The organism is Nitrospirota bacterium, assembly GCA_016207885.1.
In the GTDB taxonomy this organism is placed as follows: domain Bacteria; phylum Nitrospirota; class Thermodesulfovibrionia; order UBA6902; family UBA6902; genus JACQZG01.
Genome location: JACQZE010000003.1, coordinates 328,044 through 344,658 on the forward strand (window position 1 = coordinate 328,044; position 16,615 = coordinate 344,658).

Annotated in this window: 21 protein-coding genes and 1 tRNA gene; 10 read left to right on the forward strand and 12 right to left on the reverse strand. The window is 44.6% G+C overall.

The window, feature by feature from the left end; genetic code table 11:
* Positions 1–115 precede the first annotated feature (115 nt).
* Positions 116–1,435 (forward strand): ATP-binding protein, encoded by a 1,320-nt coding sequence (locus HY807_01675; GenBank protein MBI4825121.1) that lies wholly within the window; start codon positions 116–118, stop codon positions 1,433–1,435.
* A 130-nt stretch (positions 1,436–1,565) separates the two neighbouring features.
* Here the strand turns inward: HY807_01675 and HY807_01680 are convergent, their stop codons facing one another.
* From HY807_01680 to HY807_01695, 4 genes are all read right to left on the reverse strand, one after another.
* Positions 1,566–2,132, reverse strand: coding sequence for a hypothetical protein (locus HY807_01680; GenBank protein ID MBI4825122.1), 567 nt, complete (start codon positions 2,130–2,132; stop codon positions 1,566–1,568).
* The gene (gene wbaP, locus HY807_01685; protein ID MBI4825123.1) at positions 2,133–3,554 is read right to left on the reverse strand and encodes an undecaprenyl-phosphate galactose phosphotransferase WbaP; all 1,422 of its coding nucleotides are present in this window, start codon (positions 3,552–3,554) and stop codon (positions 2,133–2,135) included.
* 100 nt (positions 3,555–3,654) lie between these two features.
* The gene (gene speB, locus HY807_01690; GenBank protein MBI4825124.1) at positions 3,655–4,521 is read right to left on the reverse strand and encodes an agmatinase; all 867 of its coding nucleotides are present in this window, start codon (positions 4,519–4,521) and stop codon (positions 3,655–3,657) included.
* Positions 4,522–5,067 (reverse strand): arginine decarboxylase, pyruvoyl-dependent, encoded by a 546-nt coding sequence (locus HY807_01695; protein ID MBI4825125.1) that lies wholly within the window; start codon positions 5,065–5,067, stop codon positions 4,522–4,524.
* 126 nt (positions 5,068–5,193) lie between these two features.
* On the opposite strand from HY807_01695, the gene hisH reads away from it, so the two are divergent.
* Entirely contained in the window at positions 5,194–5,811 is a 618-nt protein-coding gene (hisH, locus tag HY807_01700) for an imidazole glycerol phosphate synthase subunit HisH (GenBank protein MBI4825126.1), read from the forward strand.
* Here the strand turns inward: hisH and folK are convergent.
* The 3 genes from folK to HY807_01715 all read right to left on the reverse strand — a co-directional run bounded on the left by folK (position 5,774) and on the right by HY807_01715 (position 8,707).
* Positions 5,774–6,238, reverse strand: coding sequence for a 2-amino-4-hydroxy-6-hydroxymethyldihydropteridine diphosphokinase (gene folK, locus HY807_01705; GenBank protein ID MBI4825127.1), 465 nt, complete (start codon positions 6,236–6,238; stop codon positions 5,774–5,776). The two genes, hisH and folK, sit on opposite strands and share 38 nt — an antisense overlap.
* Before the next feature lie 5 nt (positions 6,239–6,243).
* Positions 6,244–7,419 (reverse strand): LL-diaminopimelate aminotransferase, encoded by a 1,176-nt coding sequence (locus tag HY807_01710; GenBank protein MBI4825128.1) that lies wholly within the window; start codon positions 7,417–7,419, stop codon positions 6,244–6,246.
* Between the two features lie 1,021 nt (positions 7,420–8,440).
* On the reverse strand, positions 8,441–8,707 hold the full coding sequence (locus tag HY807_01715; protein ID MBI4825129.1) for a sulfite exporter TauE/SafE family protein: 267 nt from the start codon (positions 8,705–8,707) through the stop codon (positions 8,441–8,443).
* Positions 8,708–8,722: 15 nt separating this feature from the next.
* Here HY807_01715 and HY807_01720 point away from each other — a divergent pair, with 15 nt between their 5' ends.
* Positions 8,723–8,950: a hypothetical protein gene (locus tag HY807_01720; GenBank protein ID MBI4825130.1), complete on the forward strand. Its 228-nt coding sequence runs from the start codon at positions 8,723–8,725 to the stop codon at positions 8,948–8,950.
* Positions 8,940–9,296 carry a type II toxin-antitoxin system PemK/MazF family toxin gene (locus HY807_01725; GenBank protein MBI4825131.1) on the forward strand — a complete coding sequence of 119 codons (357 nt, stop codon included), beginning with the start codon at positions 8,940–8,942 and terminating at the stop codon, positions 9,294–9,296. The genes HY807_01720 and HY807_01725 overlap by 11 nt, the downstream gene beginning before the upstream one ends.
* 31 nt (positions 9,297–9,327) lie before the next feature.
* On the opposite strand, the gene HY807_01730 is transcribed toward HY807_01725, so the two are convergent.
* Entirely contained in the window at positions 9,328–10,287 is a 960-nt protein-coding gene (locus tag HY807_01730) for a sulfite exporter TauE/SafE family protein (GenBank protein MBI4825132.1), read from the reverse strand.
* Between the two features lie 15 nt (positions 10,288–10,302).
* Positions 10,303–10,719, reverse strand: a complete 417-nt coding sequence (locus HY807_01735; protein MBI4825133.1) for a peptide chain release factor-like protein — start codon at positions 10,717–10,719, stop codon at positions 10,303–10,305.
* 149 nt (positions 10,720–10,868) lie between these two features.
* Between HY807_01735 and HY807_01740 the strand changes: the two genes are divergently transcribed.
* The 6 genes from HY807_01740 (at position 10,869) to HY807_01765 (ending at position 14,721) form a co-directional block, all read left to right on the forward strand.
* Entirely contained in the window at positions 10,869–11,363 is a 495-nt protein-coding gene (locus HY807_01740; protein MBI4825134.1) for a cytochrome c3 family protein, read from the forward strand.
* On the forward strand, positions 11,335–12,153 hold the full coding sequence (locus tag HY807_01745) for a 4Fe-4S dicluster domain-containing protein (protein ID MBI4825135.1): 819 nt from the start codon (positions 11,335–11,337) through the stop codon (positions 12,151–12,153). Before HY807_01740 ends, HY807_01745 begins: the two co-directional genes overlap by 29 nt.
* 22 nt (positions 12,154–12,175) lie before the next feature.
* Positions 12,176–13,345: a polysulfide reductase NrfD gene (nrfD, locus tag HY807_01750; GenBank protein MBI4825136.1), complete on the forward strand. Its 1,170-nt coding sequence runs from the start codon at positions 12,176–12,178 to the stop codon at positions 13,343–13,345.
* 199 nt (positions 13,346–13,544) lie between these two features.
* Positions 13,545–14,057 carry a PIN domain-containing protein gene (locus HY807_01755; protein ID MBI4825137.1) on the forward strand — a complete coding sequence of 171 codons (513 nt, stop codon included), beginning with the start codon at positions 13,545–13,547 and terminating at the stop codon, positions 14,055–14,057.
* Positions 14,058–14,147: 90 nt separating this feature from the next.
* Positions 14,148–14,432, forward strand: coding sequence for a BrnT family toxin (locus HY807_01760; GenBank protein ID MBI4825138.1), 285 nt, complete (start codon positions 14,148–14,150; stop codon positions 14,430–14,432).
* Positions 14,413–14,721, forward strand: a complete 309-nt coding sequence (locus HY807_01765) for a hypothetical protein (protein MBI4825139.1) — start codon at positions 14,413–14,415, stop codon at positions 14,719–14,721. The genes HY807_01760 and HY807_01765 overlap by 20 nt, the downstream gene beginning before the upstream one ends.
* Position 14,722: 1 nt before the next feature.
* Here the strand turns inward: HY807_01765 and HY807_01770 are convergent, their stop codons facing one another.
* From HY807_01770 to HY807_01780, 3 genes are all read right to left on the reverse strand, one after another.
* A complete protein-coding gene (locus HY807_01770; GenBank protein MBI4825140.1) occupies positions 14,723–15,742 on the reverse strand; it encodes a redoxin domain-containing protein in 1,020 nt (339 codons plus the stop codon).
* Between the two features lie 100 nt (positions 15,743–15,842).
* Positions 15,843–16,415, reverse strand: coding sequence for a hypothetical protein (locus HY807_01775; GenBank protein ID MBI4825141.1), 573 nt, complete (start codon positions 16,413–16,415; stop codon positions 15,843–15,845).
* Positions 16,416–16,492: 77 nt separating this feature from the next.
* Positions 16,493–16,578 (reverse strand) — tRNA-Ser (locus HY807_01780).
* Between the last annotated feature and the right edge of the window lie 37 nt (positions 16,579–16,615).

Below are 16,615 nucleotides of genomic sequence, written 5' to 3' on the forward strand. Positions count from 1 at the left end.
CAAGATAATAGGAAGCGATAAATCAAACGATTTATCCCTTGAAACTTCTGCTATTTTATCGTAATATTAGTTACCGTAACGATAGTTACGATAATTTGACAGTCAGGTTTGAACTATGAGATTTTATAATCGCAAACAGGAAATACAGGAGCTTACCACGCTCTACGATCAGACAAAAGACTCCGCGCGCATGGCGGTGATTACCGGCAGAAGGCGTGTCGGCAAGACCATGCTTGCTTTGGAATTTGCCGGCCAGCATAAATTTATCTACCTGTTTGTCTCCAGGAAGGCAGAACACCTGCTTTGCATGGAATACATTGATGAGATCAAGAAACATTTTACCCTTCCGGTGCTTGGTGATATAAAACATTTTAAGGATGTAGTTGCTCTGCTTCTTGAGCTTTCAAAACAGGAGCAGTTTATTGTGATCATTGATGAATTTCAGGAGTTCTATAATGTGAATCCTGCAGTATATTCCGAGATTCAGCGTCTATGGGATTTGAATAAATCAAAATGCAGAATGAATCTCATCTGTATCGGATCTGTATATTCTTTGATGCATAAAATATTTGAAGAGTCAAAAGAGCCTTTATTCGGGAGAGCGGACAGGATACTCTTCCTTAAGCCCTTTACCATAAAGGATACCTATAGAGTGCTGTCAGATCACGGCGCTGATGATATGAAGTCTTTGTTTGACTGTTATGTATTTACAGGAGGGATGCCGAAATATCTGGAGATGCTGACATCAAATTCAGCATTATCCTACGAAGATATACTTAACTTTATACTTGCCTCTAATTCTCCCTTTATAAACGAGGGTAGAAACCTGCTTATAGAAGAGTTCGGGAAGGAGTACGGGACATATTTTTCGATACTTGAACTTATATCCATAGGCAAGACGGCACGGACAGAGATAGAATCTGTATTGGAGATACACGCAGGGGCTTATCTGGCAAGACTGGAGAATGACTATGCGCTTATCTCAAGGCATAAACCTGTCGGCGCCAAGCCTGCTTCACGATTACAGAAATACAAAATAACTGACAATTTTCTTAACTTCTGGTTCCGGTTTATTTTTCGCAACCGGTCTGCGGCTGAGACAGAAAACTTTTCTTATATCAAAGAAATCATCAACAGGGATTATTCGAGTTATTCCGGACGGATGCTTGAAAATTTTTTTCATCAGCTTTTTGCCGAGACAGGAAACTATAATGTGATAGGCTCATATTGGGAGAAGGGAAATCAAAATGAAATCGATCTTGTTGCGATCAATGACCTGAAGAAGGAGATCACCTTGGCCGATATCAAGCTCGACAGAAAAAGGATAAATCTTAACGCGCTGAAAGAAAGAGCGCAAGGATTGCTCAACACGTATCCCGAATACAAAGTTAAATGGCTTGGACTGAGCTTGGGAGATGTTAAAGATTATCTATAGCAACTGTATACGAGGTGGTCTTGCCATAGTGTGGGGATGTTAGCAGATTTATTTGCATGGTTGCAAGCCTATCTTCTGTATGGCAGGTGCTGTTTTATTGGTGGCAACAGGTTGTCAAGTCAGCCCCCGGTTAATATCTACTGATCCCTTTTTTGAAATAAACCGTTGGCACTTCTACTGCTTCTCCATTTCTTTTTAATCCATCCAGATTCATTTCAAATTCTTCTTCAACAGAAGGGGACGGATAATCGAAGAAAAGCAGAAAACAATTATTCTCACTAATAGGTATTGATCCGCTTAAAGGTGGTGCTGAGCGAAGATATTCTAAATCCCATCTCGTATACGAGCATGTAAATCCCTTTGGTTTTAGTACCGTGCCATCGCCAAGCTTAACTATAACATCAGAATGATTGAAGCTAAACTCAGAGTTGTTTTTTGAGAAGAAATCCACTGTTACAAGAAATAAGCCTATATTTTCCATATGATTGAACGATTGGATTCTTATTTTCATGTCTTTACTTGTCAGAAAATCTACCATTGGCAAGCATCCTTCGTAACCGCATTCTTCTACCATGGTCCAATTAGGATTAAAATTAATTATTGGTCTACTAATTATATGATCCCGCCGAATACAGCCTGAAAGCATAGCAATGAAAAGCAAAACTAATATGAGACGTATAGACTTAACTATTGACATCTACCACGCCCCTTCACGCCTAAAGACAACCCTCAACGTCTTAAAGAGGATAACTATATCAAGCCAGAGGTTCCAGTTCCTTACATACCACGAATCAAGCGCGATCCTGTAATCATAGCTCGTCCCGCTCCTGCCGCTGACCTGCCAGAGCCCGGTAACCCCCGGCGGCACGCCGAAGCAGAGCTCGGCCTTATCCTTGTAATAGTCATCTATCTCAATCTTTGTCACCGGCCTCGGCCCTACAAGGCTCATGTCGCCCTTGAGAACATTGAATATCTGCGGGAGTTCATCAAGTGATGTCCTTCGCAGGAAGTCGCCGATATGAGTCACCCTCGGGTCGTTCCTGAGCTTGAAGTTCTCATCCCATTCCTTCCTTGCCTGCGGGTCTGACGCAAGCATCTTCTTGAGCCTCGCCTCCGCGTCATGATGCATGGTTCTGAACTTGTAGCACCTGAACGCCCTGCCATCCTTGCCTATCCTCTCCTGCGAGTATATCGCAGGGCCCTTTGATGTCAGCCTGATGATGATGGAGAGCATGAGCATCGGAATGGCAAGGATAATAAATGCCATGAGGCTGATAATAATATCAAAGCTCTTTTTAATGAATATGTTTGCCGGCCTCGCAAGGTTGTTCTTTACCTCAAGGCCGATGACCTGTTCCTGAAAGAAGTTCTGCAGCTCTGTTCCCAGAACCGCGACGCCGAAAAGGTCAGGGATAAGAAGAATGTTCTGCACCTTATACTGAAGGTTATTGATTATCCTGATAAGCTTCTCCCTGTGACAGCCCGGCATAGCGATCACGATATCGTGAATGTCATACCTGTCAATATATTTTTCAACATCATCTATGCTTCCGAAGACTTTAAGCCCCTCGACCATGCTCCCGATCTTTGCAGGTTCATCATCAATAAACCCGACAACCTCGACGCCGAGATTTTTATCCCTGTGTAACGCCTTCAGTATCAGCCTTCCTGTTTCACCTGCGCCCAGGATGAGCGCCCTGCTCCTGAGCAATCCGGTATTTACCAGTATCTTCTTTGCATTGAGCCTGATAAGCGGAAGAAGCGGCAGCGAGATGATTCCCATTACTACTATCACAGTTCTTGATACCGCCTCGCCGACCTTGCCTAAAAAGAGGATACTGAACACGGCTATCGTCGCAAAGAAGACCGCTTTCCAGAGTATCTTTATCTCATCCCAGAACGGAAGCCGTTTTGTGTAGAGGCCTTCATACGCAAAGAATGTCAGCCATATAGGAAATACCCACCAGAAGAAGGTGAAGTTATTTATCGGGAACTCCGGAAAGTGAAAAAAGAAAGGCAGCAGGTTCTTTCTTAATGTTATCGCTCCCTGCAGTGTAATGAATATGGAAAAGATATCAATGAGAAAAAGAAGAAGCGTTCCGGCCCTCTTGCGTTTCATTCGTATCTATCTCCATGTGAAGAAATAAAGATCATCGCGTAACCTTAGAGATATTGTATTGATTGCCTGAGAATAGGTCAATGATGTGAACGACCTGGAGTTATCTATTATTGATAAATTTGAAGCTTAATAACTTGTAGATGAGCTTGGCAGCGAGAAAGTCTGGGGCCTTGTCAACTGACGAAGGACAGAGTTCCATAATGTCAAAACCGACTATGTTCTTCTTCATTGAAACGCGCTGTAGAAGTTCAAGAACCTCATACCAACCCAGTCCGCCGGGCTCAGGCGTTCCTGTTGAAGGCATGATTGACGGGTCAAATACATCAAGGTCTATTGTGATATACACATTGCCGCTCAGCTTTTTTATGGCCTGATCCATCCAGTTCTTGTTCTTCCGTATGTCAGATGCATAAAAGATGTTCTTGGTATTGATATTGCCGAGTTCAGATGAGTCCATGCTCCTTATGCCGACTGAGACGATGGTATCAGTGACCTCTTTAGCCCTTGCCATGACGCAGGCATGGTTGTATTTGCTTCCCTCGTAAGAGTCGCGCATGTCAGAGTGAGCGTCAAGATGGAGGATGCTGATGTCTTTAAAAGATTCCGCATGTGCTTTTATCGAGCCGAATGATACAGAATGCTCGCCGCCGAGCACAACTGCGAATTTTCCGTCAGATAAATATTTAGCGGTCTTGTTATAGACGCTCTTTACCATAGCAGCGGGGGTGGATGAGATTATCGCTTTGGAAGTGTGTATGCCTTTTTTATAGACCTCGGAAGCTGTTTCAATATCATATAGCTCCATATTCTTTGAGGCCTCTATGATCGCCTTCGGCCCTTTGTCAGCGCCTTTTCCCCAGGTGCTGGTCTTGTCAAAAGGGACAGGAACGATAACTATAGCGGAGTCTTTATAGTTTGAGTGGTTTTGCGGAAGGCCGCAGAAATTGTTCGGGGTCTTTTGCTTCAATTAATCGATCAACATGACTGCAGCCGCGACAACAGTCGTCCACTTTCCGGATTTATCGCCCTCTGCAGACTGACAGACATTCATGGATTTAAAGATATACTCGCTCGCCTTATACACCTGTTTTCTGGAGTCCCACGCCTCATCAGGGTCAAATGATATACCGAGTGTAGTGGCTAACATAGATGCAGCCAGGTCCTCTGCGTAGTCACCGGCCTTTTTTGCTGTCTCTCCAAAAGAATGGTGCTCGGAAAGATACCCGTAATTCTTTCTATCTTTGGGCACGGCAAGCCCGATCGCGGATGAGACAAGCCTGTTAGGCTCATTTGTTGAATTTCTCGCCATTACACAGAAGGTGATCTGTCCGGGTTTGATCAGGTCCAGGCCTTTGCGTCTGGGAATTATTGTGCATTCCGGAGGAAAGATACTCGATACATAAACAAGGTTGCACTTCTCGATCCCGGCCTTTCTCAAAGCCATCTCAAAAGATGCCAGACTGTCCTTGTGAACCCCTACGCCTTTAGTGAAGAATATCTTTTTAGGTATCATGTCAGTTATAAATATACATCTTTTTCAAAAAATAATATATACGGTAACTCAACTCTGCATGTTTTTTCAAGTGAGCGCTTAAATACTTCGATTGAATTTACTTTCTCAATCCCATAATATAAAAACATGATAGCGATCATTGATTACGGAATGGGAAATCTCAGGAGCGTTGAAAAGGGATTTCAAAAGGCAGGCGTTGAGGTCATGGTGACGAACAGGCCTGAGGACGTTAAGAATGCAGACGGCGTGGTTCTTCCCGGCGTAGGCGCATTCAAGGACTGCATGAGGGAGCTGACAAATCTCGACCTGACAACGGCCATTGTCGAATCCATAAAAAGCGGCAAGCCCTTTCTCGGCATATGCCTCGGCCTTCAGGTGCTCTTCAGCGAATCAGAAGAGTTCGGAAGGTGCATGGGGCTCGATATCTTTAAAGGAAAGGTCCCGAGATTTCCCAAAAGCAGCCTCAAGGTCCCTCATATGGGATGGAATGAGATAAAGATACGGAAAGAGAATCCTCTTTTAAAGGGTATCCCGGATAAAAGTTATTTCTACTTTGTGCATTCTTACTATGTTGTGCCTGAAGACAGTTCCATCATCTCAACAACTACTGATTATGGAATCGAGTTCACATCGTCAATATGGAAAGACAATGTCTATGCCGTTCAGTTCCACCCGGAAAAGAGCCAGGCCCTCGGACTGCGGCTGCTCAGGAATTTCGGGGATATTGTGAAAAAAGCTCGCTGATACTCTTCTTCAAAACAGGATGAATTTTCTCAGGCGCTATCTCTGAAAGAGGCTTCAAGACAAATTCTCTCCCTGCGATATGAGGATGCGGTATCTCCAGTTCAGGAGTTTTTAAAACAAGGTCACCATAAAGCAGGATATCAAGGTCAATAACTCTCGGCCCCCAGCGTACAGACTCTTCACGCCCTATTTCAGACTCGATATTTTTAAGAAGTTTTAAAAGCGCATCAGGGGATAAAGCGGTCTCAGCCTCAACCGCCATATTGATGAACTTCGGCTGGCCTTCCAAACCCCACGGCTCTGTCTCTATCATAGAGGAAGGTTTTGTAACTTTGATGCCGTTGTCTCTGAGAAGAGAGACCGCCTTCATGCAGTTCTCTTCCCTGTCGCCGAGGTTTGAGCCGATGCCGATGTAAGCTGTAGGCATGTTTTTCAGAGCGCCTTCTTTATCCTTGCGACAGCTTCTTTCATCCTCTTCTCATCCACGGTAAGCGCGAATCTTATATATCCCTCGCCCGGCGCGCCGAAGCCGTTGCCCGGAGTTGCAAGGACACCTGCTTTATCCAACAGGAGCGCTGCGAATTTTGAAGAAGAATATCCTGCCGGAACCTTTGCCCAGAGATAGAAAGTGGCCTCAGGTTTTATAGCCTTAATGCCGATCTCTTTTAATCCTTTATAAAGGACATCCCTTCTGCCCTGATAGGTCTTCCTTATCTTTTCAAGAACAGCATCTTCCGTCTCGAGCGCGGCTATTCCCGCCTCCTGTATCGCCTGGAATATGCCTGAGTCCAGATTCGACTTTATCTTTCCGAGCCCTGCTATCACATCCTTATTGCCTGCTGCAAAACCTATCCTCCATCCGGTCATGTTGCATGTCTTTGAGAGTGAGTGAAATTCAATCCCAACTTCTTTGGCTCCCGGAATCTGAAGAAAGCTCAAAGGTTTCTTTCCGTCGTAGTAGATCTCTGAATAAGCGGCGTCATGACATACGATGATATTGTTCTTTGCTGCAAAGTCGATCACCTCTTTATAAAAGCCTCTTCCTGCACATGCCGATGTTGGGTTGTTCGGATAATTGATGAAGATGAGCTTCGCTTTTTTAAGGACATCTTTTGGTATCGCCTTCAGGTCAGGCAGATATTTGTTCTTCTCTATGAGCGGCATGATGTGGCTCTTCCCGCCTGCAAAGAGCGTGGCAACAGGATAAACAGGATATCCCGGCGAAGGCACAAGCACAACATCTCCGGGATTTATGAATGCAAGAGGAATATGGCCGATACCCTCTTTTGAACCTATGAGAGAGACTACTTCTGTTTTGGGGTCGAGCTTAACATTGAACCTTTTCTTGTACCAATCAGCAACCGCCTGCCTGAACGAGAGCATCCCGGCATATGACGGATAGCGGTGATGTTCAGGATTCTCAACAGCCTTCTTTATCCTCTGGACAATATGCCTCGGCGTAGGAATGTCAGGATCGCCTATGCTCAGGTCTATAAGGTCAACGCCTTTTTTCAGCGCGTCCTGTTTCATATCATCTATGGCTGCAAAGAGATACGGCGGCAGTTTTTTTACTCTGTCGGCAAGTTCTGCGGAAACCTTTTTACTCAATTTATTCCTCCTCTATAACTTAAACAAAACCTATTTATAAACTCTGTTCGGCTGTCATTCCGGCGGCTCCGTCCAGCCTACTGTTGGCTTGTCCGGAATCTTCCCCTCTAAAAAGAGGGGTTAGGGGTGTGTTTTATCTCAACATCCCCCTGTATCCACCTTTTTCAGGGGGAATTCAAAGACTGGATTCCCGACAAGCGGAAATGACGCTGCTTCGGACGTTTATTATAAGGAGATTGAATATGATATTGCAAAAAAGATTGATTCTACTCTCTTAATTAAGAGCCTTCATTCAATCAAGAACCATACTTGTTCCTATACAGGATGTCCAGCGGGCTTTGAGGAGCTTTTGTTATATCTCGGACCACAAACTGAAAAGGCTATTTTTTGCTTGATTTATAAATTATTACTCTCTAAAATGATTAATGATTGAGGAAATACGAGTGGTAACATACTAATTGTTAGGTTTCAATAATAATGACAATTAAAGACAAAAGAAATATATGCGGCCATTGTAATTCATCGGCTTTGGAATATTTCGGCATGACTCCCGGCGGATTTCATTATTATTTCCAATGCTCAAATTGTCAGAAATATACAGAGTATTATTATTCTTTAAAGACACAAATAATCATTGGCCTTGTTACAGCAATAGTATTTTTTGTTTTGGCCTTTCTTGCAGTTCTTTCAAACTCTCCACGAACCGGCATATTGTATTGTTTCTCCTTTGCGGCTCTATCAGTCGCAATCTGTTATAAATACAAATGGACTTACATCAAAATAATTCCGATCGAAAACTTACCCAATGATCGCTGGATAATACTCGCTCCACATAAGAGGCTCCGGCTAATCCTTGCTCTAATTTTCGGCATTGCGTTTATTGCATATCTCGGAATATTCTTTCTTAATTTGTCACGGCAACAATGAAAAATAAACCTAACAATCGGCTCGACAACCGACCGGGATTAAAGCTGGTTTGGTTTTGCCTCTGGCTAGTTGCCCCAGCGGGTCAGCCGCAGCGTTATCTGAAATACTGAACAATATATTTCAATGCAAGGAAGGTGATTATCGTAGTGAGCATCAATTTGATAAATTTCTGCGGCATGAATTTCTGACATCTTGCACCTAAATACATTCCCGCAAATCCGCCGACTCCGAAGCGAATTCCGAGCATCCAGTCCGGCGATGTGGAAAGGCCTGCTTTTGCTGGCATGACGCTGTAGAGAGCGACATGCGCAATCAACGCGATTGACAGGATACGCTCACCCTGTTGTATACTTGTAGACAAGTATATGGAGGCCATATGGAAACTACGACTGTAAGGGTTCATAAGACAACACGGGAAAAACTTAAAAAGATATCATCGTCTGAACATGTATCTATTACTGACTTGATCGACCGGCTTGTCGCAGAACACGAGCGTTCTTTCTGGAGAGGGTTTGAGGATGAGGCGGTGACATTCCTGGACAAGGAGGAAAAAAGATCACGAAAATCTTTTGAAGGGGTTCTGGGAGATGGTCTTGCAAAATAAGCCTATTCCGCAACGGGGCGACATATGGTTAGTAAATTTCAGCCCTGCTGTAGGCTCTGAGATAAGGGAACCACACCCCGCCCTTGTAGTATCTGTTGACGACTTGAACAAGAGCGCATGGGGTCTCATTGTAGTTTGCCCCATATCAACATTCAGAAAGGAAAGGCCTTTCAGGCTTCATGTCCCTCTCTCACCGCCGGAAGGAGGTATTCAGCATCTCTCCATTATCAGATGCGATCAGGTCAAGTCCCTATCTATCCAAAGGTTTTCAGAAAAATGGGGAACGATAAGCGCCGACACAATGCAGAATGTGAATTACATCTTGCGAAGATTATTGGGCTTGTGATTTCCAACCAGATGGGAACCCGCTGAACTCGTTAACCGAAATATTGAACAATATATTTCAATGCCAGGAAGATGATTATCGTAGCGAGCATTAATTTGATGAATTTCTGCGGCATGAACTTCTGACATCGCGCGCCTAAATACATCCCTGCAAATCCTCCGATGCCGAAAAGAATTCCGAGCATCCAGTCCGGCGATGTGGAAAGGCCTGCTTTTGCAGGCATGATGCTGTAGAGGGCGACACCTGCAATAGATGTTAAGAATGTCCCCATCAGCGCGGCTCCTGCCACTGTATAAACAGGCAGGTGAAAGACCGCCACGCAGAACGGCGCAATGATCGCGCCTCCGCCGATGCCGTATGTCCCGCCTATGATACCGACAATAAATGCAAGCAGGAACATCGCAGGAGTGCTGTATGAAAACCTCTCTCCCCAGAATTCATATTCCACTCTTGAGAGAGTGAATGATATCGTCTTTACGACCGCCTCTTTTGGAAGCCCTGCCGCAACTTTGGCATTCTGTTCTTTCTTTATCTCTGCCGCCCTCTGTTTGAACTTCTCATCAAGCGCCTTTATCTTGTCTTTTCCCGCAGATGCCCTGCCGGTCATTTCATAGAAGAGCCTGCCTCCAAGATACAGAAGGACACAGCCCACAAAGAGCTTGAAGGCGCGCGGGTCGGGCAGATACTGCACTCTAAGGTAATAACCCATGAAGACGCCGGGCAATGTGCCGACTATCACAACCCATGTCAAAGGCCATGCCATGCGGCCTTCTTTTATATAACGGTAGACGCCGCTTGGGATAGCTACGATATTAAATACAAAGTTGGTAGCACTGACCGAGGGGCTTGTGTAATTAAGAACGCTCATCTGAAACGGCAGTAGAAGGAATGCGCCTGAGACACCGCCCATGGATGTAAAGAAAGAGACCACAAAAGCCACCAGCGGCGGTAAGAATATATATGTCTCAACGCCTGATACAGGGAATAGTATCTTAAATATGTCCAATTAGTCTTCCCTCCACTTCGGAACTGAACCGCGCTCTTTCTTCTTCTGCGACTGCATATGCTTATCCTCCAGCATCTTCTCTTTCGCGCGTTTGGAACGCTTGCGTTTCTGCCGCCTTATCTTTTCAGCGCGCTGCTCCTCTTCAGACTCATCCTTTTTAATAAGCCGCTCTATCTTATTAAATAGAAGTTCGCGTGCGCGGTAGCGGTTCAGCCCCTGTGTACGTTCCTTCTGGCATTTGACTTCAATGCCTGTCGGGATGTGCTTGAGATAGACACAGGTCGAAACCTTGTTGACGTTCTGCCCGCCTTTGCCGCCGGAACGGATAAACTTCTCATCAATATCCTTTTCAAAGATGGCAAGGCTTTTAAGCTTCTCTCTGAGAGCCTTCTCTTTTTCAGCGCTGACTGAAAGCATTGGTCTCCAACTCGTTGAACTATTTGAATTTAATAATTATAGCACCAAAGTGGCGGTTCTCGGCTTATCGCCTGACCAGCCTCTGTTATTATTGACAAGATAAGGCGATTTCATTAAAATACAATACTTTTTTTTGAGGGGGAGATAATATTATGAGTCATGCCTGGAGACCGTTATTCGTTGTTATTGGCCTTCTTGCAACCATACTTATTGCAAGGGCCATACTCATTCCCTCCGACTTCGTTGCAAAGAACGGTGATTACAAGTATCAGTGGCACCGTGTAGGCAATGAAGAGGAATGGAAGAACTTCACAGTAAAGTACAAAGGCGGTAAAGAGTACTGTGGCGAATGCCACGATGATGAGTTCACCTGGATATCCGCATCAAAGCATGCAAATGTGCAGTGTGAAAACTGCCACGGGCCTGCCTTGGGCCACCCTGAGGAAGCGCCTGAGAAGCTCGCTATCGACAGGAGCAGGGAGCTTTGCCTGAGATGCCACGCGAAACTGCCTTACAGACCAAAAACCTATAATGAACTGCCTCAAGGACCGATCGCACTTGCTATGCAAGACCCGGAAGAGCACAACACCGGTGTTGAATGTGTAGAATGCCATGATGTCCATAAAGCAGATTTCACGGAATAAGGGAGGGTACGGCGTGAAACAATCAAGAAGAGACATATTAAAATTAGGCGCTATCACAATCGCCGGCGTCACGATCCCTTTGACAGCATTTGAGCTTCTCACCCCTGAGGCGCTTGCTTCCACAAAGAAGGAGCACGGCACAGGCAAGAGATGGGGGTTTGTTGTTAATGCGACAAAGTGTGTCGGCTGCGGCATGTGTGTTAAGGCATGCAAAACTGAGAACGAAGTTCCTATGGATATAAAGGTATCAAGGACCTGGGTCGAGAGATACATCCAGCTCAAGGACGGAGAGGTCATCATTGATTCTCCTGAAGAAGCAAGGAACGGATTCATAAAGAACGACCCGCGCGGCAGGACGATAAAGGAAGAGGATATTTCCAAGGGCTTCTTCGTTCCAAAGCTCTGCAACCAGTGCGAGAAACCTTCATGCGTTCAGGTCTGCCCGGTCGGAGCCACATACAAGACCGAGGACGGCGTTGTGCTTGTCGACAGGACATGGTGCATCGGCTGCGCGTACTGCGTTCAGAACTGCCCGTACGGCGCAAGGTTCATCCATCCCGTGCATATGGTCGCTGAGAAGTGCACCTTCTGCTACCACAGGATAACAAAGGGCATGAACTCCGCGTGTATGGACGCATGCGCATTCGGAGCAAGGAAGATCGGCGACATTAATGACCCCAACAGCGAAGTCTACAAGCTGATAAACAGCAACAGGGTCATGGTACTAAAACCAGAATACGGCAACGAGCCTATGGTATTTTACATCGGCCTTGACCATATAGTGAGGTGATCGGAAAATGGTAGAACATACAATGGCACACGGAGAGATCTGGACAATAAAAGAGCTGTTCACTTACCCGAATGAGTACATCTACTGGACCATTCACATCGCTATCTATCCTTATATAACAGGGCTTGTCGCAGGCGCGTTCGTTCTCTCATCCTTCTATCATGTCTTCGGGATGAGCGAGCTTAAGCCGGTAGCCAGGTTCTCGCTCGTATTTTCATTAGCTCTGCTGATAATAGCGCCCACACCGCTGCTCTTTCACCTGACGCAGCCGCAGAGAAACCATGAGATGATACTTACGCCTCATTTCTACTCTGCCATCGCTTCATTCACAGTTGTTTATATGACATACATGTTCATCGTTCTCGCTGAGATATGGTTTGCCTACAGGGCGTTCATAGTCGCACAGGCAAAGACATGCAAGGGGCTTATGGGAACTCTCTACAAAATGATGACTCTCGGGGCTTATGATGTGAGCAAAGAAGCGCTGCACACAGACCACAGGATGATAACGATACTTGCCGCAGCCGGTATTCCTGCCGCAGGCCTGCTTCACGGTTATGTCGGATTCATCTTCGGCTCTGTCAAAGCTGTTCCTTACTGGAAGACACCTCTTATGCCTTTCGTCTTCCTCATGTCAGCCGTTATCTCAGGCGTCGCGCTCTGCATCGCGACATATATAATAATCTCCAAATTAACCAAGAGAGAGATCAAGCTTGATGCTGTCAAGGCAATGAGCGGCCTTCTCGGCTGGTTTCTTATCGTTGCCTTCCTGCTTGAAGGCGTAGACCTTATATTCCACGGTTATCTGGCTGAAGAGTTCTGGCCGATGCTCAGCATAGTCATCTTTGACAAACTCTTCGTCAAGATGTTCGTCATGCAGTGGGGACTGGGAATGATCCTTCCGTTCATTATGCTCAAACTGCCGAGGCTCACATCTACAAGAGCTTTTATAGCATCAGTGCTTGTTATAATCGGCGTCTTCATGATGAGGATGAATGTTATCCAGGGCGGCGGACAGGGACTCTCAAAGAGCCTCTCAGGCTTCATGACATACACTTTGCCGATAATACCTACTAACCTTGAGACATTCAAAGAGGGACTCGCGGCAGTGATAATCCTTCTCTCAGCGCCGTTCATACTCCTTTACATATTCAACAAGATACTGCCGATATTCCAGTCAGACGATCACTAAGATTTTTAATTGAATGTAATCAGAAGGCGTCCTCCCGATACATCGGGAGGACGCCTTTTTTATTCCATTTCCTATTCCCCTCTTTAGCAAAGAGGGGTTAGGGGAGATTTTATAATATTATTGTGCTTGTATTTACTGACTCATACAACTATAATTTTCTTGTTCCAAAATATATATGAATTGTTATGACTAAGAAATTATGGCACTAAAGGTATCAAGCGATTTCAAGAACTGGAAACATGCAAGATTATTATTAGATACATCTGCTTTGTTGAAGCTGATTGCCCCCGATTTAAATGAACCTGGCACTCAAAACCTGAGAGCTTACATTGAAGCTGGGATAGCTGTTCATACCTGTGATTATTGTATTGGTGAATTTCTTGGTATTATGAAAAGGAAATGGCTATCAAAGAATGATCCGAAGAAAGTTTCCATAGACGGATACTTGTTGTCAATCAATAGACTACAAAATAAGATAGCAAAAAATAGATTACATGTTCATCAACTCTCTCTGCCCAAGTATTATGACAAATCTCTTGCGATAGTGAAAAAATATAACATAGATATGATTGATTCGATGTTATTATTGTATTTCCAAGACTCTCAAGATCTCGATTTATTTGTAACTGCTGATGGAGAACTCACGAAGGCGGCACATGATTTCAAGTTATTATGCTGGAACTTAATAGATGCCCCAGAACCGCCAAACTAACATGAAAACAGAGCCGGTTCCGGCTTGACTCTCGGCATTTAGCTGAAAAAGTAAGATAAATTTGTCATAGCAAATCTTCAGAGAGGTTACATGAAAGTCACATTTGAATGGGATGATATTAAAGCAAAAGCCAATTTCAAGAAGCATAAAGTAAACTTTGATGAAGGCAAAACTATCTTTAATGACCCATTCCTATTTACGTTTCCGGATAATGAGCATTCCACAAAAGAAGAACGTCATATAAACATTGGACTTTCTGCACATGGGCGTATTTTAATTTTGACTCATACTGAACGGCAAGGTAAAATACGTATTATCAGTTGCAGGAAAGCAACAACGTGTGAAAGGAGATTTTATGAAGAAGGCAGTTTCTAAAGAGATACCGGAAAAAGAAGACATGAAATCTGAATATGATTTTTCAAAGATGAAGGGCGCAGTGCGGGGAAAATACTATAAGGCCTATCGTGCTGGTCATAAAGTGGAGGTTCTTAAAGCAGACGGGAGTACTTCGGTAGAATATTTTAAGCTTAAAGAAGGCGCCGTTATGTTGGAACCGGACGTTAGAAAATATTTTTCAAACTCGGAGTCAGTCAATAAGGCGCTTAGGTCATTGATTGCGATTATTCCATCAAAAAGGCGGTCTGCTGCTCACTCAAAAGGGTAATCTACTTACAGCCAACCACCCTTCTCGGAAGCACATTCCCTTTATTCGCCTCTTCAAACGCCTTCCGATACATCTCAATCGCCCTGTCCTGCTCGCCTTTGAGTTCATACGCCTTCCCAAGTTCGTAACTGGTCCTTTGCGGGTTAGGACTCCCCTGAGTAGTATCTGACAGGATCTTTATAGCTTTATCAAGATCTCCTTTTACGATGAGCGCCTCTCCAAGTCCTGTCTTTGCGTCATGCGACAAGGGGTCGATCTCAAGCGCCTTATTGAATTCCTGTACAGCGCTATCCGCATCATTTGTCCGAAGAGAGAGAAAACCGATAAGTATATTTGACTTCAAAAAATCCGGTTTGGCATCCAAAGATTTTTTTGCAGTTGAGATTGCCAGGTCAATAAGCCCTGCCTCTGCGAAATTAAGGGCAAGGTTATAATTTCTTTCAGCTGCGACAGCCGATTCATCTATGCCTTCTTTTAAGGGGTTAAGCATATCGCTTAAACCCTCTTCCCTGATCTCGCCGAGCATGAATTTGAGATATCCCTCAGTTGTAAATTTATAAGAGAGCGAGTGCCCCGGAATGTTATATGCAACCTTGCCGTCCTTGTTAATGATCAGCGTTGAGGGATAGACCCTGACCTCGTATATCCCGAATACCTTTCTATCCTTATCTATCAGCACAGGAAACTCAATTCCATTATCCGCAAGTATCTTGCGGGCATCTGTATAATCCTCAGATTCAGGGATTATGCTCAGGACCTGCACGCCCTTCTGCTTGTAGTTGCTGAAAAGGTACTGGCCGTCTTTAAGCGCCAGAAAGGAACGTTTCTGCTCCGGGTTCCAGTAAACAAGCACCACTATCTTCCCGCGGTATTCATTCAGCGAAACAAACTCCCCGGTCAAAGACTTTAATATAAAATCAGGGGCCTCTTCTCCTACGGCTATATTGATAGCGTAGGCTGGTGTGTTTAATAATAAGAACGACAGCAGCAGGATTAAAATGAGCGGCTTAGCTTTTTTCATAAATATATTATACTCCCTTTTTATTTAAACAACGAAATGCAAAAAGGGCACATCCCATTTTTGCGGGATATGCCCTTTTAATAAATCTTTCCAATAAAAATTAATGTGCGTTTTTAAGCGGTGAATGCTCGTGAGTCTTTTCCAGTCTCTCCTTGAAATTAAACTTATACTTTGGATCGACCTTGTCAGTGAACGGGCTGTCGCCGCCGTGGCATACCATACAGCCTTTTTCATCTTCTGAAGGAAGAATGAGCCCTGCTGCTTTAACCTCAGCAAGTTTGTACTCTTTGTTAGCCTTCATTATGTCCTTGTACGCGCCTCCGGGTCCGTGGCATCCTTCACACTGTACTCCGGCAAGATCCGGTGTCTCCTCGATGCTCGTAAAACCACCCGGTTTCCCGTAACCTGTTGTGTGGCACTTGAGGCACCCCTTATCATGGGTATAATCCTTTGCGCCATCCAGGCCTGCTTTCTTCTTTTCGTCTGCCTTCACGCCAGCCTTGAGGTTCTCAAAACTGCCTGACATGCTTGTCTTTTCCCATGCCTTAAACTGAGCTATATGGCACATCTTGCATTTTTTAGCGCCTACATAATCAGCTGCACCGGCAGTCGCAACGCCAAATACTGAAGCAACAAAAAGAACTGCAAAAACAACGGTCATGATTTTTTTCATTTGTTTCACCTCCTCTCTATTTAATTTTATATCCATCAGCTCTAAAATAGAGCGTTTACAAACCATACATAATTCAGTGGCGGAGGAGGTAGGATTCGAACCCACGGGACTTTCGCCCTACGGTTTTCAAGACCGTCGCCTTCGACCACTCGGCCACTCCTCCACTAAAACATATATGATACTTATGAAAAAGAAATGAA

Coding starts and splice junctions, on each gene's coding strand:
- HY807_01770 (MBI4825140.1), bottom strand. CDS start 15,742: ATGAAAAAAGCTAAGCCGCTCATTTTAATCCTGCTGCTGTCGTTCTTA.
- HY807_01760 (MBI4825138.1), top strand. CDS start 14,148: ATGAAAGTCACATTTGAATGGGATGATATTAAAGCAAAAGCCAATTTC.
- HY807_01765 (MBI4825139.1), top strand. CDS start 14,413: ATGAAGAAGGCAGTTTCTAAAGAGATACCGGAAAAAGAAGACATGAAA.
- HY807_01755 (MBI4825137.1), top strand. CDS start 13,545: ATGGCACTAAAGGTATCAAGCGATTTCAAGAACTGGAAACATGCAAGA.
- wbaP (MBI4825123.1), bottom strand. CDS start 3,554: ATGAAACGCAAGAGGGCCGGAACGCTTCTTCTTTTTCTCATTGATATC.
- HY807_01775 (MBI4825141.1), bottom strand. CDS start 16,415: ATGAAAAAAATCATGACCGTTGTTTTTGCAGTTCTTTTTGTTGCTTCA.
- HY807_01675 (MBI4825121.1), top strand. CDS start 116: ATGAGATTTTATAATCGCAAACAGGAAATACAGGAGCTTACCACGCTC.
- HY807_01695 (MBI4825125.1), bottom strand. CDS start 5,067: ATGATACCTAAAAAGATATTCTTCACTAAAGGCGTAGGGGTTCACAAG.
- HY807_01745 (MBI4825135.1), top strand. CDS start 11,335: ATGTCCATAAAGCAGATTTCACGGAATAAGGGAGGGTACGGCGTGAAA.
- folK (MBI4825127.1), bottom strand. CDS start 6,238: ATGCCTACAGCTTACATCGGCATCGGCTCAAACCTCGGCGACAGGGAA.
- HY807_01680 (MBI4825122.1), bottom strand. CDS start 2,132: ATGTCAATAGTTAAGTCTATACGTCTCATATTAGTTTTGCTTTTCATT.
- hisH (MBI4825126.1), top strand. CDS start 5,194: ATGATAGCGATCATTGATTACGGAATGGGAAATCTCAGGAGCGTTGAA.
- nrfD (MBI4825136.1), top strand. CDS start 12,176: ATGGCACACGGAGAGATCTGGACAATAAAAGAGCTGTTCACTTACCCG.
- HY807_01720 (MBI4825130.1), top strand. CDS start 8,723: ATGGAAACTACGACTGTAAGGGTTCATAAGACAACACGGGAAAAACTT.
- HY807_01735 (MBI4825133.1), bottom strand. CDS start 10,719: ATGCTTTCAGTCAGCGCTGAAAAAGAGAAGGCTCTCAGAGAGAAGCTT.